General features: G+C 62.3%; 14 protein-coding genes. 8 read left to right on the top strand and 6 right to left on the bottom strand.

All coding sequences use genetic code 11. The features are described 5' to 3' along the window. Positions 1-80 precede the first annotated feature (80 nt). Genes K1W69_RS00745 through K1W69_RS00735 form a run of 3 tightly spaced genes read left to right on the top strand, consistent with a single transcriptional unit; the run spans position 81 to position 3,926 of the window. On the top strand, positions 81-1,715 hold the full coding sequence (locus tag K1W69_RS00745; RefSeq protein WP_220226423.1) for a GMC family oxidoreductase: 1,635 nt from the start codon (positions 81-83) through the stop codon (positions 1,713-1,715). Beyond that, on the top strand, positions 1,712-2,920 hold the full coding sequence (locus K1W69_RS00740) for a mandelate racemase/muconate lactonizing enzyme family protein (protein WP_220226422.1): 1,209 nt from the start codon (positions 1,712-1,714) through the stop codon (positions 2,918-2,920). The genes K1W69_RS00745 and K1W69_RS00740 overlap by 4 nt, the downstream gene beginning before the upstream one ends. Positions 2,921-2,942: 22 nt before the next feature. Continuing rightward, positions 2,943-3,926, top strand: coding sequence for a zinc-dependent alcohol dehydrogenase family protein (locus K1W69_RS00735; RefSeq protein ID WP_220227790.1), 984 nt, complete (start codon positions 2,943-2,945; stop codon positions 3,924-3,926). A gap of 325 nt (positions 3,927-4,251) precedes the next feature. Here K1W69_RS00735 and K1W69_RS00730 read toward each other — a convergent pair whose 3' ends face one another. From K1W69_RS00730 to K1W69_RS00720, 3 genes are read right to left on the bottom strand one after another with little or no spacing between them, the layout of a single operon-like run. After that, positions 4,252-5,628, bottom strand: a complete 1,377-nt coding sequence (locus K1W69_RS00730) for an MFS transporter (RefSeq protein WP_220226421.1) — start codon at positions 5,626-5,628, stop codon at positions 4,252-4,254. Positions 5,629-5,651: 23 nt separating this feature from the next. Beyond that, positions 5,652-6,098: an RbsD/FucU family protein gene (locus tag K1W69_RS00725; RefSeq protein WP_220226420.1), complete on the bottom strand. Its 447-nt coding sequence runs from the start codon at positions 6,096-6,098 to the stop codon at positions 5,652-5,654. A gap of 16 nt (positions 6,099-6,114) precedes the next feature. Then, entirely contained in the window at positions 6,115-6,765 is a 651-nt protein-coding gene (locus tag K1W69_RS00720) for an SGNH/GDSL hydrolase family protein (RefSeq protein WP_220226419.1), read from the bottom strand. 135 nt (positions 6,766-6,900) lie between these two features. On the opposite strand from K1W69_RS00720, the gene K1W69_RS00715 reads away from it, so the two are divergent. Then, positions 6,901-7,923 (top strand): aldo/keto reductase, encoded by a 1,023-nt coding sequence (locus tag K1W69_RS00715; RefSeq protein ID WP_220226418.1) that lies wholly within the window; start codon positions 6,901-6,903, stop codon positions 7,921-7,923. A 1-nt stretch (position 7,924) separates the two neighbouring features. Here K1W69_RS00715 and K1W69_RS00710 read toward each other — a convergent pair whose 3' ends face one another. The 3 genes from K1W69_RS00710 to K1W69_RS00700 are packed head-to-tail and all read right to left on the bottom strand — an operon-like array spanning position 7,925 to position 10,813. Next, entirely contained in the window at positions 7,925-9,406 is a 1,482-nt protein-coding gene (locus K1W69_RS00710) for a tripartite tricarboxylate transporter permease (RefSeq protein WP_258570853.1), read from the bottom strand. A 21-nt stretch (positions 9,407-9,427) separates the two neighbouring features. Further along, positions 9,428-9,847, bottom strand: coding sequence for a tripartite tricarboxylate transporter TctB family protein (locus tag K1W69_RS00705; protein WP_220226416.1), 420 nt, complete (start codon positions 9,845-9,847; stop codon positions 9,428-9,430). 24 nt (positions 9,848-9,871) lie between these two features. Beyond that, a complete protein-coding gene (locus tag K1W69_RS00700) occupies positions 9,872-10,813 on the bottom strand; it encodes a tripartite tricarboxylate transporter substrate binding protein (RefSeq protein ID WP_220226415.1) in 942 nt (313 codons plus the stop codon). A gap of 260 nt (positions 10,814-11,073) precedes the next feature. On the opposite strand from K1W69_RS00700, the gene K1W69_RS00695 reads away from it, so the two are divergent. From K1W69_RS00695 to K1W69_RS00680, 4 genes are all read left to right on the top strand, one after another. Further along, entirely contained in the window at positions 11,074-12,555 is a 1,482-nt protein-coding gene (locus K1W69_RS00695) for a xylulokinase (RefSeq protein WP_220226414.1), read from the top strand. A gap of 85 nt (positions 12,556-12,640) precedes the next feature. After that, positions 12,641-13,567 (top strand): substrate-binding domain-containing protein, encoded by a 927-nt coding sequence (locus tag K1W69_RS00690; protein WP_220226413.1) that lies wholly within the window; start codon positions 12,641-12,643, stop codon positions 13,565-13,567. A 49-nt stretch (positions 13,568-13,616) separates the two neighbouring features. Further along, positions 13,617-15,116, top strand: coding sequence for a sugar ABC transporter ATP-binding protein (locus K1W69_RS00685; protein ID WP_220226412.1), 1,500 nt, complete (start codon positions 13,617-13,619; stop codon positions 15,114-15,116). A 10-nt stretch (positions 15,117-15,126) separates the two neighbouring features. After that, positions 15,127-16,089, top strand: coding sequence for an ABC transporter permease (locus tag K1W69_RS00680; protein ID WP_220226411.1), 963 nt, complete (start codon positions 15,127-15,129; stop codon positions 16,087-16,089).

Raw genomic sequence — 16,089 nt, 5'->3', positions numbered from 1 at the left:
GAAAAACTGCGGGTTGTCCGCGTCCGGCGAGTCGATTATTCGTGTGGCCTCTTCGAACCGCCTTCTGCCGGAGTCGCAGCATGAACGGGGCCAGATTTGATTTCGTCGTGGTCGGCGCCGGCTCCGCCGGATGCGTGCTCGCAGAACGGCTGTCGCGCAGCGGCCGCCATACGGTCTTGCTGGTCGAGGCGGGCGGAAGCGACCGGCGACCCGATATAAGGGTGCCGATCGGCTACGGTTTCACCTTCCGAAATCCCGCCGTCAACTGGATGTATTCGGCCGAGCCTGACCCTGGCCTCAACGGACGCGTCGCCTACTGGCCGCGCGGTCGTGTCCTCGGCGGATCGAGCTCGATCAACGCCATGGTCTATTGCCGCGGCCTGCCGCCCGACTTCGACGACTGGTCGGCCGCAGGCGCAAAAGGCTGGGACTGGAAGTCGGTCCTGCCGGTGTTCGAGCGCACCGAAACCAAAGCGCGTCGCGTCAACGGCAGGCTGGAGACAACCGGCGACGGACCTCTGTGGGTGACAGACGAGACCGACCAGGTCCACCCGCTCACCGCTCGCTTCATCGAAGGAGCGCACGAGGCGCAATGGCCGATCACGCCCGATGCCAACAGCGACAAGTGGGAAGGTCTGGGATTCTTCCACAACAACACCCGCATGGGCTGGCGCTGTTCGTCGGCCAGCGCCTTTCTCAAACCGGCGCTGCGCAGGCCGAACCTGACGGTTCTGACGAAAGCGATGGTCGATAGCATCCTGTTCGACGGCAAAAAGGCGACCGGGATTTCCATCCGCCAGGGCGGGCGATCGCAAACGGTCCAAGCCGATCGCGAGGTCATCGTCAGCGCCGGCGCCGTCAACAGCCCCAAACTTTTGCAGCTCTCGGGCCTTGGGCCCGCCGAGCATCTGAGAGAGACCGGCGTCGAGGTGCTGCAGGACATGCCGGAGGTCGGCGGCGGCATGCAGGATCATCTCGCCATCACCTATCTCTACGAATCGAACGAACCGTCGCTGAACGGAATGCTCTATCCTCTGCATGGACGGGCATGGGTGGCGTTGCGCTATGCCCTCACCCGGCGCGGACCGTTGAGCATGAGCATCAACCAGTGCGGCGGTTTTCTGAAATCCGGTCCGGACCGCGCCTTTCCTGACATGCAGATCTATTGCAATCCGGCGACCTATTCCTCGGGCGGCGGCGACAAGCCACGACTGGATCCCGCACCCGGCTTTCTCCTTTCGTTTCAGCCCTGCCGTCCGACCAGCCGCGGCCGCATCGATATCGCTTCGCCCGATCCGGATGCGCCGCCGCGCATACGTCCCAACTCGCTAGCCACGGAGGATGACCGCGCGGCCGTCCTGCGCGGCGCGCGCCTTCTTGGTCGGCTCATCGACACGCCAACGATAAAAACGCTCGTCAAGCGGTCGAAGCAGCCCGATCCCTCGACCATGTCCGACGAGGAGATCCATGCCGATTTCGCCGAGCGGGGCGCCACCAACTACCACCCGACCTGCACCTGCCGGATGGGGTCTGACAGCACAAATTCCGTTCTCGACAGCCGGCTGAAAGTCCACGGCGTCGAGGCGCTCAGGGTCGTCGACGCCTCGGCCTTCCCGAACATTACCTCCGGAAACACCAACGCGCCGACCATCATGCTTGCACAAAGGGGCGCGGACCTTATTCTCGACGACGCAGGAGAAACGGTGACGCAATGAGACTGCAAACGATCGAAACCTTCGTCGTCGGCAATCCGCCCCCGCGCTTTGGCGGCAACTATTTCATCTTCGTCAAGCTGGTCACGGCCTGCGGCGTTGTCGGCTATGGCGAAATCTACAATGCGACCTTCGGCCCGCATCTCTGCGCGAAAATGGCCGAAGACGTGTTCGCCCGCAATTTCGAGGGCGAGGACCCGCACCATATCGAGAAGCTCTGGCGGCGCACCTATGGCGCAGGCTACACGCTGCGCCCGGACGTCACCGTCATGGGCGTGTTGAGCGGGCTCGAGATGGCCTGCTGGGATATCGTCGGCAAGGCGGCGAACCGGCCGGTCTACGACCTTCTCGGCGGCAAGGTGCATGAACGATTGCGCAGCTACACCTATCTCTATCCGATGGACGGGGACGTCTATCCGGATCCCGATACCCGCAATGTCTACAACGATCCGGACATGTCGGCCGAGGCGGCGCTCGCCTGCGTCGAGCAGGGCTTCACCGCCGTAAAGTTCGACCCGGCGGGGCCTTACACGGTCTATGACGGCCACCAGCCGAGCCTTGAGGATCTCGAACGCTCCGAACTTTTCTGCAAACGAATCCGCGAAGCGGTCGGCACGCGCGCCGATCTTTTGTTCGGCACCCATGGCCAGTTCACCGTATCAGGCGCCAAGCGCATGGCGCGGCGGCTTGAAGCCTACGACCCGCTCTGGTTCGAGGAGCCGGTGCCGCCGGAAATGCCAGAGCAGATGGCCGAAGTCGCGCGCTACACCTCAATTCCCATATCCACCGGCGAGCGGCTCTGCACGAAATACGAATTTGCTCGTGTGCTCGACCACAGCGCCGCCTCGATCCTGCAAATGAACCTCGGACGGGTCGGCGGTTTGCTCGAAGCCCGCAAGATCGCCGGCATGGCGGAGACGCGTTACGCCCAGCTTGCCCCGCACCTCTATTGCGGACCGATTGTCGGCGCAGCGAACATCCAGCTTGCAACCTGCTCGCCCAACTTCCTGATCCTTGAAAGCATCCAGACATGGGGCGGCTTTAATTCCGAATTACTCAAATCCCCGATCCGCTGGGAAAACGGGTACGTCATTCCCTCACCGGAACCGGGTCTCGGCGTGGAACTGAACGAGGAAGTCGCGCGCGCGCATCCCTGGACGGGCGACGCGCTGCATCTCGGCATGAAAACAGAACCGCCGGAGCTCTGACGTCGTGGCCGAGGCCGGGAACATGTTCGCAATGGTTTTCGACGGCGTCGGCCAGAAGCTGCGCCCGGAAACCCGGCCGATCCCGAAACCGCAAAAAGGCGAAGTGCTGGTCGAGGTTCTCGCCTGCGCCGTGTGCCGCACCGACCTGCATCTGATTGACGGCGAACTCGCCGATCCGAAGCTGCCTGTCGTGCCGGGCCACGAGATCGTCGGCCGCGTCGTAGCGCTTGGCGAAGGCGTCGACAATCACGAGATCAGCGATCGGATCGGCATTCCCTGGCTCGGCTACACCTGCGGCGAATGCCACTATTGCCTGTCCGGGCGCGAAAACCTTTGCGATCATGCGCGCTTTACCGGCTGCCATATCGACGGCGGATACGCGACGCATACGCTGGCCGATGCGCGCTACTGTTTTCCACTTCCGGACAATTATGACGATGCGGAAGCCGCGCCCCTGCTCTGCGCCGGTCTCATCGGGCACCGCACGCTGTCAGCGGCCGGCGACGCACAGCGGCTCGGCATTTACGGCTTTGGCGCCGCCGCCCATATCATCGCCCAGGTCGCCATTCACGAGGGACGCAAGCTTTACGCCTTTACACGGACCGGTGACGAAACCGCCCAGGAATTCGCAACGTCGCTGGGCTGCGTCTGGAGCGGCGGATCGGAGGAGGTGCCGCCGGAGGAGCTGGAAGCGGCGATGATATTCGCGCCGGTGGGCGCGCTGGTGCCGGCTGCGCTCAAAGCCGTCGAGAAAGGCGGTACGGTAGTGCTTGGCGGCATCCATATGAGCGACATCCCGTCGATGCCCTACAGTATTCTCTGGGGCGAACGCACAATCCACTCGATCGCCAATCTCACGCGCAACGACGCTCTCGAATTTCTGGAGACGGCGGGCAGGGTCAAGATCGAAACCTCCGTGACGCTGATGCCGCTCAATCAGGCGAACGAGGCGCTCGAACGCCTGAGAAACGGAGAGGTTTCAGGCGCAATCGTTTTGATCCCGTGAGACCGAATGGGCCGGAACATATCATGAACTTACTTGCTGCTTTTTGGCGCTGTTTGTGCTAAAAGGGGTCGTCGAAAGTGGAGGGAAACAGGGACCGGACCAGGCGCCTGCGGACCATTACCAACGTGAAAACGAGGATTCCCGAAACAAACCCAGATCTCTGTCGCGCGTGAAAATCGCAAATTCCCGAAACAAAGCCAAATCATGCCGGAGCGCGATAATCGCGAACTCCCGAAACAAACCCAGATTGGGAAAATTCGGCAAACAGCGGATTCCCGAAACAAAGCCAGATTTTGGAAATCTATTTTTTATATAATTTATTCAATTACTTAGTATGAATTTTTACTTCACTGCGCTCTTTCTCCACCAGTTGCCAGACGAACAGGGCGGTGATGAAGACCAGCGCGCCGGTCGTCAGGTAGACCGGCCAGAACTGGCCGGTTTCCAGAAGCAGCGCGCCGCAAAGCGCGACGCCAACGGTCCCGCCGAACATCTGGATCGTGAGATTGATGCCGCTCGCCTGTCCGCGTTCGGCTTCCGGCACGGCGTTCATCAGCGCCTTGCGCGCCGGCACGGCGAAGGACGGCAGCGAAGCGCCCCAGACAATCAGGGCGGCGACGATCAGCCAGAATGACTGAAGGCCGACGCCAAGGGCGATGAGAAGAACGCTTGCGCCGTTGATGACCAGCGTGATGAGCAGCGGCGCGCGCGACCCGTAAAGGTCGGAAACCCTTCCGGAGCCGTAGGAGGTGAGGAGCGTCGGCAGGATGGCGAAGAGCAGCACCGCGCCCGAGCCGATCGCCGACACCTTCATCACCTGCTGCAGGTAGAGCGGCGTGAACACGAAAATGACCATCTTCATGAACTGGAACGAGAAGAAGACGATGTTGCCGCCGGTGAAGGTGGCGATCTTCAGGAGGTCGACATGAAAGAAGGCCGTCTCCAGCCGCTTCTCGACCATGACGAAGATCGCCAGCAGGACAATTCCGGCTGCGAACAGAAGCAGCGTCAGCCCGGAAAGCCAGCCCCAGTCGGCGCCCTGCATCAGAGCGACGACGATGAGACTGAGACCGACGATCAGCGTAGGAAGCCCCCAGTGATCCCGTTTGCCGGCCGGCTTCCGCTCCGGCGGTGGTTTGTCCCAGGCGAGGAACACGAAGGCGACGACGGCGATCACCACCGGCAGGTTAACCCAGAAGATCCAGCGCCAGGACAGCGTGTCTGTCAAAAGGCCGCCGACCAGCGGTCCGAGCGACATGAAGAGCGCGGATATGTTCGTCTGCAGCCCGAGCGCCACGCCATGCTCTTCTTTTTTGAAGGCCAGCGTTATCATCGACATGGCGGCGGGAAAGATGATCGCCGCTCCCGCGCCCTGTATCGCCCTGGCGCCGATCAGGAAAGCGCCGCTCGGCGCAAATCCGCAGGCGAGCGACGACAACCCGAACAGCAACGCGCCGAAGACGAACAGCCGTCCGCGGTCGATCGCGTCTCCCAGGCGCCCGCCAAGCGCAACGAAACAGGTAAAGGTCAGGAGATAGGCGTTGACCACCCAGTGCGAGGCGAGCGCCCCCATTGCGAGGTCGGAGCGCACGGTCGGAAGCGCCACGCCAACGATCGTCTCGTCCAGCACGGTAAGACCAAGCACGCCGGACGTAGCGGCCAGTATCCACCATTTCCGGCTGTCTGCCGTAAATCCGACCATGTCGCCGTCCCCTGGCGGACCTGTCAATCCGGCGGAATAACGCCCTTGCGCAAGGCGAAGCAGCCGTAGAAGCGGCGTTCGCCGGTCTGGATGACGCAATAGGCCTGTTTCGCCCTTTCGTAGAAAGCGAAGCGTTCGATGGAGATCATCGGCCAGGCCTTTCCTTCCGCCTTTTCGATCTCGGCCTGCACTTCATGCTGGACAGGCAAAATCTCGCCCGGGGATCCGACGACTTCCATCCGGGCCGCCGAATCGTCGACGAAACTGTCGAGCGGATAGACGGAGAGGATGGCCGCCGCCGCTTCCGCCGCCGGCCGGTCGATGCGCAGAACCTTGCCGCAGGTCGTCTCGCGCGCCACGGCGTCGGCCGGAAAATTGGTGTCGACGATCACGAGATCGTCGCCATGGCCCATGGCCGCCAGAGCATGCAGCACTTCGGCGTTGAGCAGCGGATTGATTCCCTTGAGCAATAAAGCCTCCTCCTTTTCAGATATCCAGACCGATGTCCCGCTCGATCAGATCGGCGATCGCGTTGCCGAGACGGGCATGCATGTCCGGTTCGAAATGCACGCCGTCGGTCGCGCTGGATTCGATAATGTCGCCGGCGTCGAGATAAAGACAGCGATTGGCCCGCGCCGCCTGGCCGTACAGTTCGCCGAATCGCACCGATTTCTCCTCCGCGCCAGCGAACATTTCCGCCAGAACGCCGGTCTCGCGTACCGGCGGCGGAGCAACCAGAAGGATTTTCGGCGCGCCGCCATCCGGGCCGCACTGGCTTGCCTGGGCGATCATCGCCAACTTGCCGGCGGAGGCCGCAATCTCGTAGGCGCTGACGCCGAAGCGCGGCTTCAGATCGTTGGTTCCGAGCATGATGATCAGCAAATCCACGTCGCGATGGGATTCAAGCGAAACAGGCAGGCCGGTCTTGCCGTTTCGTTGCGGCCCCTCGATCGGATCGTCATGCACGGTCGTGCGGCCGGGAAGCCCTGCCTCGATCACGCGCCAATGCGGGGCAAGCCGGCGGTCGAGCACGCCGGGCCAGCGCTGATCATGCGCGTAGCGGTGACGATCGCCGAGATTGGTTATCGGAACGGTGCCGTGGGTGTTGGAATCGCCGTAGCAAACAATCGTCTTCATACCTCGCCCCCCGCGCCGCCTTTTCAAACATCGCAGCCGGTGCTACGTCCGAACCCGCGTTGCGGGCGGACGTTAACACCGGGCGTCAGACCTGTCTATCGAATGCAACCAACCACAAAGAAACGGAGGCGCGACATGGAAAAGCGACACTGGCGGCGTATCGACAATGGTGGACTGACCTTTACCGAACTCGGCTTCGGAACCGCGCCTCTGGGCAATCTCTATCGCGCCATTTCCGATGAGGACGCCGCCGCGGTTCTGGACGAAGCCTGGGAGACCGGATGCCGCTATTTCGACACCGCGCCCCTCTATGGCTTCGGGCTTGCCGAAACCCGCATGAACCGTTTTCTAAGGAGCAAGAAGCGCGACGACTATGTCCTGTCCACCAAGGTCGGGCGACTGCTTGAGGTCTGCGCGCCGGAAGACCGCACCGGCATCGGCAAGTTCTTCGACACGCCGAGCCGCCGCGAGATCTACGACTACAGCTATGACGGCGTGATGCGGTCCTTCGAATTCTCGCTGGAGCGTCTCGGCGTCGACAAGGTCGATATCCTCTACGCCCACGACATCGACCTCTTCAATCACGGTTCGCGCGAGGCCTGCGACGCGCGCATCGACGAACTGATGCGCGGCGGATACTACGCGCTTCTCTCGCTGCGCGACCAGGGCGTGATCAAGGCTTTCGGCGTCGGCATGAACGAGTGGGAGCCGGCCCAGACAATGGCGGAGCGCGGGGATTTTGACATCTTCCTGCTCGCCGGTCGCTACACGCTGCTGGAGCAGGAAGCGCTCGAGACATTCCTGCCGCTTTGCGAGGCGCGCGGCATCGGCATCGCGCTCGGCGGACCCTACAATTCAGGCATCCTGGCGACGGGCCCCGTGGAAGGCGCCTATTACAACTACGATCCGGCGCCGCCTGAGATCCTCGACCGGGTCCGCAAGATCCAGGAAGTCTGCAGCAAACACGGTGTCGAATTGCGAGAGGCCGCGATCCGCTTCCCGCTTCTCCATCCGTGCGTCGTTTCGGTCATCCCCGGCGGCCAGAGCGTCGAACAGGTGAAGGACAACAAGGCGACCATGAGCGCCGAGATTCCCGATGCGCTCTGGTCCGATCTCAAATCCGCCGGACTGATGCGGGAAGACGCGCCGACGCCGTAACCTATCCCTTCTTCCGGAAGCCCAGCCACCAGACGGAGATCAGGGCAAGCACCACTAGCGCGACCGCAATCGGATAGTCGATCATGCGTGTGAGATCGCCGTCCAGGATAACCATGGTCTGGGTCAGGTAGGTCTCGAAACTCCCGCCCAGGAAGAAGGCGATGATGAAAACAACGACAGGGAAGCCAAAGACATTCATCACGTAGCCGACGACAGCGAAGACGAGCATGACGGCGACGCCGAACAGTCCGCCAGTCGACATGTAGACCCCGACGATACAGAGCAGAAGCGCGCTCGAAAATATCACCGATTCCGGCGCTGAGATCACCCGGGTCCAGAGCCGCAGGCTGAACTGGCCGACGATAAGGTTGGTCGCATTGGCGAGTATCATCGCGCCGAAGAGGCCGTAAATCAGCCTGCCCTGCTGTTCGAAGAGCAGCGGCCCCGGCTGGATGCCGTGGATCTTGAACGCCGAGATCAGGAGGGCCGCGGCGATGCTGCCCGGGATCCCGATCACCAGCAGCGGGATGAGATTGGCGCCCATCACCGCGCTATTTGCGGACTCCGCCGCGGCGATCCCCTTGATATTGCCCTTGCCGAAGCTTTCCGGCTCGTCGGAGGCCTGCTTGGCGCTGGCGTAGCTCATGAAGGCCGCAGCCGTGGAGCCGATCCCCGGAATGGCGCCGAGCACCGTCCCGATGACGGCGCCGCGCGCCATAACGTAGCGGCACGACCAGTATTCCGCCCAGCTCACCCGGCTGACTGTCGGATCGTCGCCGTCCAGCGACGTAATAGCGGAACGCGGGGTCGATCCGGCGCTGGCGAGCCGTCTCAGGATTTCTGACACGGCCAGCATGCCGATCGCGACCGCGGCGAGCGGCAGACCGTCAAACAGTTCGAAGAAGCCGAAATAGAGCCTGGGCGTGCCGTGTTCCGGATCGATCCCGACCGTGGCGCACAGCAGACCGAAGACCGCCGCAATGACGCCCTTGACCATGGAGTCGCCGACCAGGCCCGCGATCACCGAAAAGGCGAAGATCATCAAGGCAAAGATCTCCACCGGTCCCATTTTCAGCGCCAGAACAGCCAGCGGCGCGGAGATCGTGATCAGGACGATATCGCTGAACGTGTCGCCGGTAATGGAGGAATAGAGCGCCATTTTGGTCGCCTTGACCGGCTTGCCCTGCTTGGCCAGGGGATGCCCATCCAGAGCGGTCGCCGCCGCGTCCGGCGTGCCAGGCGTGTTCATCAGGATCGCCGGGATGGCGCCTCCGAACAACCCGCCCTTGTTGACGCCCACCAGGAAGGCGATCGCCGGCAGGGTCGGCATGAAGAACGTGAAAGGTATGGCGATCGCCATCGCCATCACCGGGCCAATGCCCGGCACCGCGCCGACAAACTGACCCACAATGACGCCGGCGATCACGAACAGCAGATTGACCAGGCTGAAGGCGTCGGAAAGCCCTGCCAGAAGCACATCCATGTCAGGCAAGGCCAACCCCCCTCACGGCAGCGTCCGCTCCAGCAGTTGCACGACTACAAGCCACACGACAGCCGGAATGATCAAGGCGCCTGTCGCCAGCCAGACCGGTCTTCTTTCACCGATGAGAAGCATCACCACAAGCGCCGTCACCGGCGCGATAACCGGAAAACCGAACCGGCCCATCAGAAAAAGCGACACCGCCGCAATCGTCGCGAAAAGGGCGAAACGCCAGACTTCGCGCCATTCGATCGCCACCTCACCGCGCGGTCTGATCGCATGGAGAACGCCGAATGCAACAAGCAGGATCGCGCAGAGGTCCGGGATCGTCTGCGGCCGCATCCGGCCGTAATCGACCGTTTCCGTATTGGCCGGGATAATCAGGAACAGCAGGAGAAGGCCGGCGCACGCCACAAAAACGCCTGAGAGCCTGTTTGCCGACATGCCGCCTTCTCCGCTTGTCCTTTTCTACTTGCCGAAGAGTTTCGCGACATTGCTCACGCCGCCGGTCATCATGTCGGTCGTTCCCTGCGGGCCGAGATCGCTCGGCTCGGTTTTCAGCGTGTTCATGATCACAGCCTTGACCTCGTCCGAATTGATCGCCTCATTCAGCGCAGCCGAAAGGGCGGCTTTTGTATCATCGGAAAGGCCGGCAGGCGCTGCGATGAAGAAATACGGATCGACGAAAATGTCGAAGCCCTGCTCCTTCACCGTAGGCGTGTCCGGAGCATAGCTGTGGCGGCCGTCATTGGCGCTTGCGATCATCTTGACGTCGCCGCTTTCCAGATACGGTATATGCGCGCCGGCCGCGAAGGACGCCGCCACGTGTCCGCCCAGGATATCCTGGATCATCTCGGCGCTGCTCTTGGTCGGTACAAGCTTGAAGTTCGCGCCGGACGCGCCACCGACAAAATTCATCAAAAGTTCCTGCGGCTTTGCATCGAAGGCGATCAGCGCGCCGTCGTCGCCCTTGGAATATTCGATCAGGCCGGCCATGTCGTCGAAAGGCGCATCGGACTTGGCGATGATGGCGAGCTGGGCCCGCGCGATCGTCGCCAGATAGTCGAAACTGTCGAGATCGAACGGCAGATCCTTGCCGCGCAGGACGAGGTTGACCAGGATCGGCATGTTGACGCCCATGCCAAGCGTCTGCCCGTCCGGCTTGGCGACCGCCAACCCGGTGAACATGGCGATGCCGCCGCCGCCCGGTTTGTTCTCGACGATGATCTTCCAGCCCGTCTGGTCTTCCATGGCCTTGGCCACGACGCGACCAAGCGTGTCGGTTTCGCCACCGGCGTCAAAACCGATCAGAAGTTTGATCGGCCCGGACGGTTTCCACTCCGCGTGAGCGGCGAATGCGAGCACGAACGAGACGCAGAGCGCAGTCACGAATGTAGATAGTTTTTTCATGTCTGTAGTCCTCCTGTATTTTCAGCGTAAAGCCCGCTGCGTCAGGAGCCTGCGCATGAACGCAGACACGCAGGCGGGCGTGGTCCCCTCGTGAACCCATGCCGCGTAAAGGACATAGCACAGTTTTTCCTATTGGAAAATTGCATCGCCTAAAAGAAAATTGCGGAAAGGAGATCGGCCGGCGGCGCGACAAAAGACTTGAATGCACCAACCCATCATTGCCATTGTCCACGCAACTCTGGTGACGCGGCGAGGTAGGGATGGCGCAGGAAATGTTGATCGGCGTCGACGTTGGAACAACGAGCGTAAAGGCGATCCTTTTCGATATCGCCGGCGGGGTCGTCGACCGCTACGCCAAGCCCTATGAGACCGTTCACGGCAAGCACGGCGTCGTCGAGCAGGATCCCGAACTCTGGATGAAGCACATATTCGCTGCGCTCTCGAAATTTGCCGCGAACCACGACCTCACGGAAGTCAGGGCGCTGGGCCTGACGTCACAGGTCAACACGCACCTCTTTGTCGACGAAAGCGGCGAGGCGCTCGCCCCGGCTATTGTCTGGCAGGACGGACGCTGCGCCGAGGCCGCCGCGCGCCTGGATGAGAAAGTGCCGGTGGAAGATCGCGTCCGCTGGTGGGGCGCGCCACGCCCCATCGACGCCAGCCATTGCATGAGCCGAATGTCCTGGATGTCACAGAACCAGCCCTACATATGGGAAAAGACCCGCTGGGTGATGCTGCCGAAGGACTATTGCATCCAGCGTCTTACCGGCGAGGCCGTTTCCGATCAGATCGGCAATCTCGGGCTGGTCGACGCCGCGCTCAGCCCCATCCCCGACCTGTTCGCCCATGTGCCTGGCGCCGCCGAGCGCGTCGTGCCGCTGGCGCCGATGACTGCGATTGCCGGCAAGGTGCGCGACGGCCTCCCATGCGCCGGCGTTCCAGTCGCCGTCGGCACGATGGACGCATGGGCCGGCATGTTCGGCATCGGCGTTCCGGGCGCGGGCCATGCAATGTATCTAAGCGGCACGAGCGAGGTGCTCGGCATATTGTCCGACGCCGTCAAGCCCTCGCCCGGCGTGATCGTCTTTCCTTCCTACGACGGGCTGACGCTGCACGCCGGACCGACCCAGTCCGGCGGCGAGTCGCTCAACTGGTGCTCGCGTTTGCTCGGTCACCCGCCAGAAATGCTGGCCCGCAAGGTAGAGGCGCTCGATTTCGACGCCCCCGCCCCGCTCTTCCTGCCGCACCTTCAGGGCGAGCGCGCGCCACTCTGGGATATCCACGCCCGCGGCACTTTCCTTGGCATAGACAGTAGCGCTGGGCCGGCCGAAATCGCGCGCGGCGTGATGGAGGGCGTAGCCTGCTCGGCGCGCTGGGTGCAGGAACGGCTCGAAGTCTCCGCCGACATGACGCCTGACGCCATCAATTGCGGCGGCGGGGGCTTCAAATCCGATATCTGGAACCAAATCCGGGCGAATGTGCTCGACAAGCGCCTGAAGCGGGCGTCCGTGGGGGACCCAGGTGTTCTGGGGGCGGCTGGCATCGCCGCCGTCGCCACCGGGTTGATGCCGGATCTGTCCACAGCCTTCGCCAGACTTGTTCAGTTCGACCGCGTCTACGAACCGGATGCGGCCCGACGCGGCCACTATGACCGGCTCTTCGACCTGTACAAACAGGCCTATGAGTCGACGAAGGATCTCAGTCATGCGCTTGTCGGTCTGCACAAGCCGGAAATTCGATAGACGACAAAAGCCTTTTCGTAGAGAAGCCAATTGTAATAACCTTCAAGGTCTGAACGGGACAAATAAGTTCGAACAGGAGAGGACTATGCGCAAACTCATGAAATCAATGGCCGTGACGCTGGCGTCGGCTTTGATGCTCGCCGCCGGCGCTCAGGCCGCCGAAAAGGTGGCGGTGATCACGCCTTATCTCGCGCAGCCAGGCACGCAATTCTATCTCGAAGGCTTCCAGGCGGCGGCTGGTGAAAAAGGCTGGGACGTCAATGTCATCGATACGGCCGGCGACGTCGCCGCCGTGATCAGCCGCATCGAAGACGCCGTCAACCAGAATGTCGACGCGATCGTCATCAATGTCGATCCGACCCAGGTGGCGGCCGGTCTTGAAGTCGCCAAACAGGCGGAAATTCCGGTCATCGGCATGGATTCCGGCGCCGACGCTCTGCTCGTCACCAATGTCACCAGCAATGGCTACGCCATGGCTGCGGAAACCGCGACCTATATCGCTGACCGGATCGGCGGCAAGGGCAATGTTGTTATGTTCGTCTTCGACCCGTTCCCGCCGGTGCAGATACGCGGCGTCATCGCCGATGCGGTCTTCGGAAACTTTCCCGATATCGAGGTGATCGACCGGGTTACGCCTGACGTTCAGGACGGCGGCATCGCCGACTCCCGCGCCAAGATGGAGGCAATCCTCGCCGCTCATCCCGAAAAAGGCAGCATCGCAGCCGTCTGGGCGGCCTGGGACCAGCCGGCGCTCGGCGCACTGCAGGCGATCGAGGACGCGGGCCGCGCCGATGAGGGCATCGTCATCACCGGCATAGATGCGAACCCGCAGGCTCGTGAGGCAATTGCCGCCGGCGGCAATTTCGAGGCGTCCGTCGCACAGGATTTCGTCGGCATCGGAACAGCGACCGCCGATGCGGTCGCCCGCACGCTCGCCGGCGAAACCATCAAGGAACGCGCGATCTACGTGCCCGCAAAACTTGTGACTGCAGCTAACGTCGACGGCCAATGACCAAAAGCGCGGCCGGCGGGCATAAGTCCCGCCGACCTCCTTCGCTGCAATGACCTTCCTGAAACTCGATCATGTTACGAAACGCTACGGCGCCGCCGCGGCGCTCGATAACGCCAGTCTCGAGATCGAGGCCGGCGAAGTCCATGCACTGATGGGCGAGAACGGCGCCGGCAAGAGCACCTTGATCAAGGTGCTGGCGGGCGTCGTGAGGCCCGATGATTGCTCGCTCCATATAGATGGGTCAAAGGTCCCGCTCGAAGGTCCTGACGATGCCGCCCGCCAGGGGTTTCGGTTCATTCACCAGGAACTCAACATCGTTCCACACCTCTCCGTGGCCGAGAACATCGTCATGGCCCAGGCCTATCCGCGGCGTTTCGGACTCGCCGTCGACTGGCGGCGCGTGCATGACAAGGCGGGCGCAGCGTTGGAACGCCTTGACGTCGATCACATCGACACCCGCCGCAAGACGGCGCGGCTTTCGACCGGCGACCAGATGCTGGTCAAGATCGCCGCGACCCTCGTGTCTTCCGATGCGCATCCCGCCCGCCTCTATGTCATGGACGAGCCAACGGCGGCGCTGACCGGACAGGAATGCGACAAGCTGTTCGCCGTCATAGAGGGGCTCAAGCAATCAGGCGCTTCGGTCCTTTTTGTTTCGCACCGGATGAACGAGGTGATGCAGAACTGCGATCGCGTGACGATCTATCGGGACGGCCGCACGATCGAGACCTCGCGGATCGCCGAGACCAGCCGCGAGCGGATCATCGAGGCGATGACCGGCCGCGCGATCCGCGATACCTATCCAGCGCGCACAGGAACGCCGGCGAGGGAAATGTTCTGCACTGTCGAGAAGCTGCGCACGAAACATGTGGACGGGCTGGAATTTTCTCTGAAGCGGGGCGAGATACTGGGTGTAGCGGGCCTTGCCGAATCCGGGCAAAGCGAAGTCCTGCACGCCTTCCTTGGCGACGAGAAGCCGCTTTCGGGCGCAGTCACGTTCCAGGACAAGCAGACGCTGCCATCAGCCCCTTCGGTCGCATGGAAGAGGCGGATCGCCTATGTGCCGAGGGAGCGCCGGCGTGAAGGCCTGATGCTGCGACGGAGCATCGTCGACAACGCCGTTCTGCCGCATCTCGGACAGCTTGGATCCGCGCGCATCTTTTCCAGCAGGCGCAAGGAGCGCATTCATACCGGCGCTATCGCCGAGCGCGTTCGGCTCAAATACAGCCGCCTCGGCCAGCCTTGCTATCAGCTCAGCGGCGGCAACCAGCAGAAGGTCGTCTTCTCAAGGGCGCTGGGCAAAACGCCGGAGTTGCTGTTGCTCGACGAACCCACGCGCGGCGTCGATGTGGGCGCCAAGTTTGACATCTACACGCTTGTCCGCGGACTCAGCGCAGCCGGCAGCACTACCATCATGACCTCGTCGGACCTTCCGGAACTCATCGGCATGTGCGACCGGATCCTTGTCATGCGCGACCACCGTCAACACGCCATTGTCGAGACCGACGGCCTGACGCCCGCGCGACTTCTGCAGATGTTTTACGAATAGGATTCGATCGTTGCTCAGCCTTGTTCGCCGCTTCGGAACCCTCATCGGCTTTTGCGCCATCATCGTGTTTTTCTGGATGCAGTTGCCCGAAACATTCCTGACGCCGCGAAACATGCTGAATATTTCGCAGCAGATCAGCATGCTCGCCGTCGTGGCCTTCACCATGACGATTGTCATGGTCATGGGCGATTTTGACCTCAGCGTCGGGTCCATGGCAAGTCTTGCGGGCGTGGCGGCGGCGATCGTCTTCAGTAATGACTACCCGATCTATGCCGGCGTCGCCGCAGCCCTTGCGGTCGGCGCCGTGGGCGGTCTCTTCAACGGTTTCCTCGTCAGCTATATCGGCATATTACCGTTCGTCGCCACGCTCGGCACGCTGACCATGTTCAGCGGCGGCGCCTTTCTGGTCAGCGGCGGCAAGACTATATTCGGCCGGGATATTCCATCCGGGTTCAGTGGCTTTGCGCGCAGCGGAATTTCGCTCGAATGGCTTGGATTGCAACCCCTGCACCTGCCCTATCTGACGATCCTCGCCGTTGCCGTGCTTATCCTCGTCTGGATCGGCCTTGAGCATACGCCCTATGGCAGACGACTCTATGCAATCGGCGGCAACTACGAGGCGGCGCGGCTCGCCGGCGTGAAGGTTCGGATACTGCGTATGTCAGCCTTCGCCCTGACCGGGCTCGGCGCCGCCACAGCCGGTCTGATGTACGCCAGCCGGGTGGCCTCAGCGAACCCGACCCAGGGCAGCGGGCTGATGCTCGACGCCATCGCCGCCGTCTTCCTCGGCATGACGATGAGCGAGGAAGGCGAGCCGCGGGTCTTTGCAACGCTGGTCGGCGTTCTTATCCTTGGCGTGCTCGACAACGGGCTGACGCAGATGAGCGTCGACAGCTATGTGCGCGAAGTGCTGGTCGGCGCGATTGTCGTTCTGGCGGTCGCCTCATCCAGCATCGGAAAACAGCGTGCCTGA

It is taken from the genome of Flavimaribacter sediminis (assembly GCF_019492055.1).
Lineage (GTDB): Bacteria > Pseudomonadota > Alphaproteobacteria > Rhizobiales > Rhizobiaceae > Flavimaribacter > Flavimaribacter sediminis.
The sequence above is the reverse complement of the archived record's forward strand: the minus strand, read 5'-3'. Positions and strand labels throughout refer to the sequence as shown.

Excerpts from the sequence above, each read along its gene's own strand:
- K1W69_RS00745 (WP_220226423.1), top strand. The coding sequence starts at position 81 with ATGAACGGGGCCAGATTTGATTTCGTCGTGGTCGGCGCCGGCTCCGCC.
- K1W69_RS00740 (WP_220226422.1), top strand. The coding sequence starts at position 1,712 with ATGAGACTGCAAACGATCGAAACCTTCGTCGTCGGCAATCCGCCCCCG.
- K1W69_RS00735 (WP_220227790.1), top strand. The coding sequence starts at position 2,943 with ATGTTCGCAATGGTTTTCGACGGCGTCGGCCAGAAGCTGCGCCCGGAA.
- K1W69_RS00730 (WP_220226421.1), bottom strand. The coding sequence starts at position 5,628 with ATGGTCGGATTTACGGCAGACAGCCGGAAATGGTGGATACTGGCCGCT.
- K1W69_RS00720 (WP_220226419.1), bottom strand. The coding sequence starts at position 6,765 with ATGAAGACGATTGTTTGCTACGGCGATTCCAACACCCACGGCACCGTT.
- K1W69_RS00715 (WP_220226418.1), top strand. The coding sequence starts at position 6,901 with ATGGAAAAGCGACACTGGCGGCGTATCGACAATGGTGGACTGACCTTT.
- K1W69_RS00710 (WP_258570853.1), bottom strand. The coding sequence starts at position 9,406 with ATGGATGTGCTTCTGGCAGGGCTTTCCGACGCCTTCAGCCTGGTCAAT.
- K1W69_RS00705 (WP_220226416.1), bottom strand. The coding sequence starts at position 9,847 with ATGTCGGCAAACAGGCTCTCAGGCGTTTTTGTGGCGTGCGCCGGCCTT.
- K1W69_RS00700 (WP_220226415.1), bottom strand. The coding sequence starts at position 10,813 with ATGAAAAAACTATCTACATTCGTGACTGCGCTCTGCGTCTCGTTCGTG.
- K1W69_RS00695 (WP_220226414.1), top strand. The coding sequence starts at position 11,074 with ATGGCGCAGGAAATGTTGATCGGCGTCGACGTTGGAACAACGAGCGTA.
- K1W69_RS00690 (WP_220226413.1), top strand. The coding sequence starts at position 12,641 with ATGCGCAAACTCATGAAATCAATGGCCGTGACGCTGGCGTCGGCTTTG.
- K1W69_RS00685 (WP_220226412.1), top strand. The coding sequence starts at position 13,617 with ATGACCTTCCTGAAACTCGATCATGTTACGAAACGCTACGGCGCCGCC.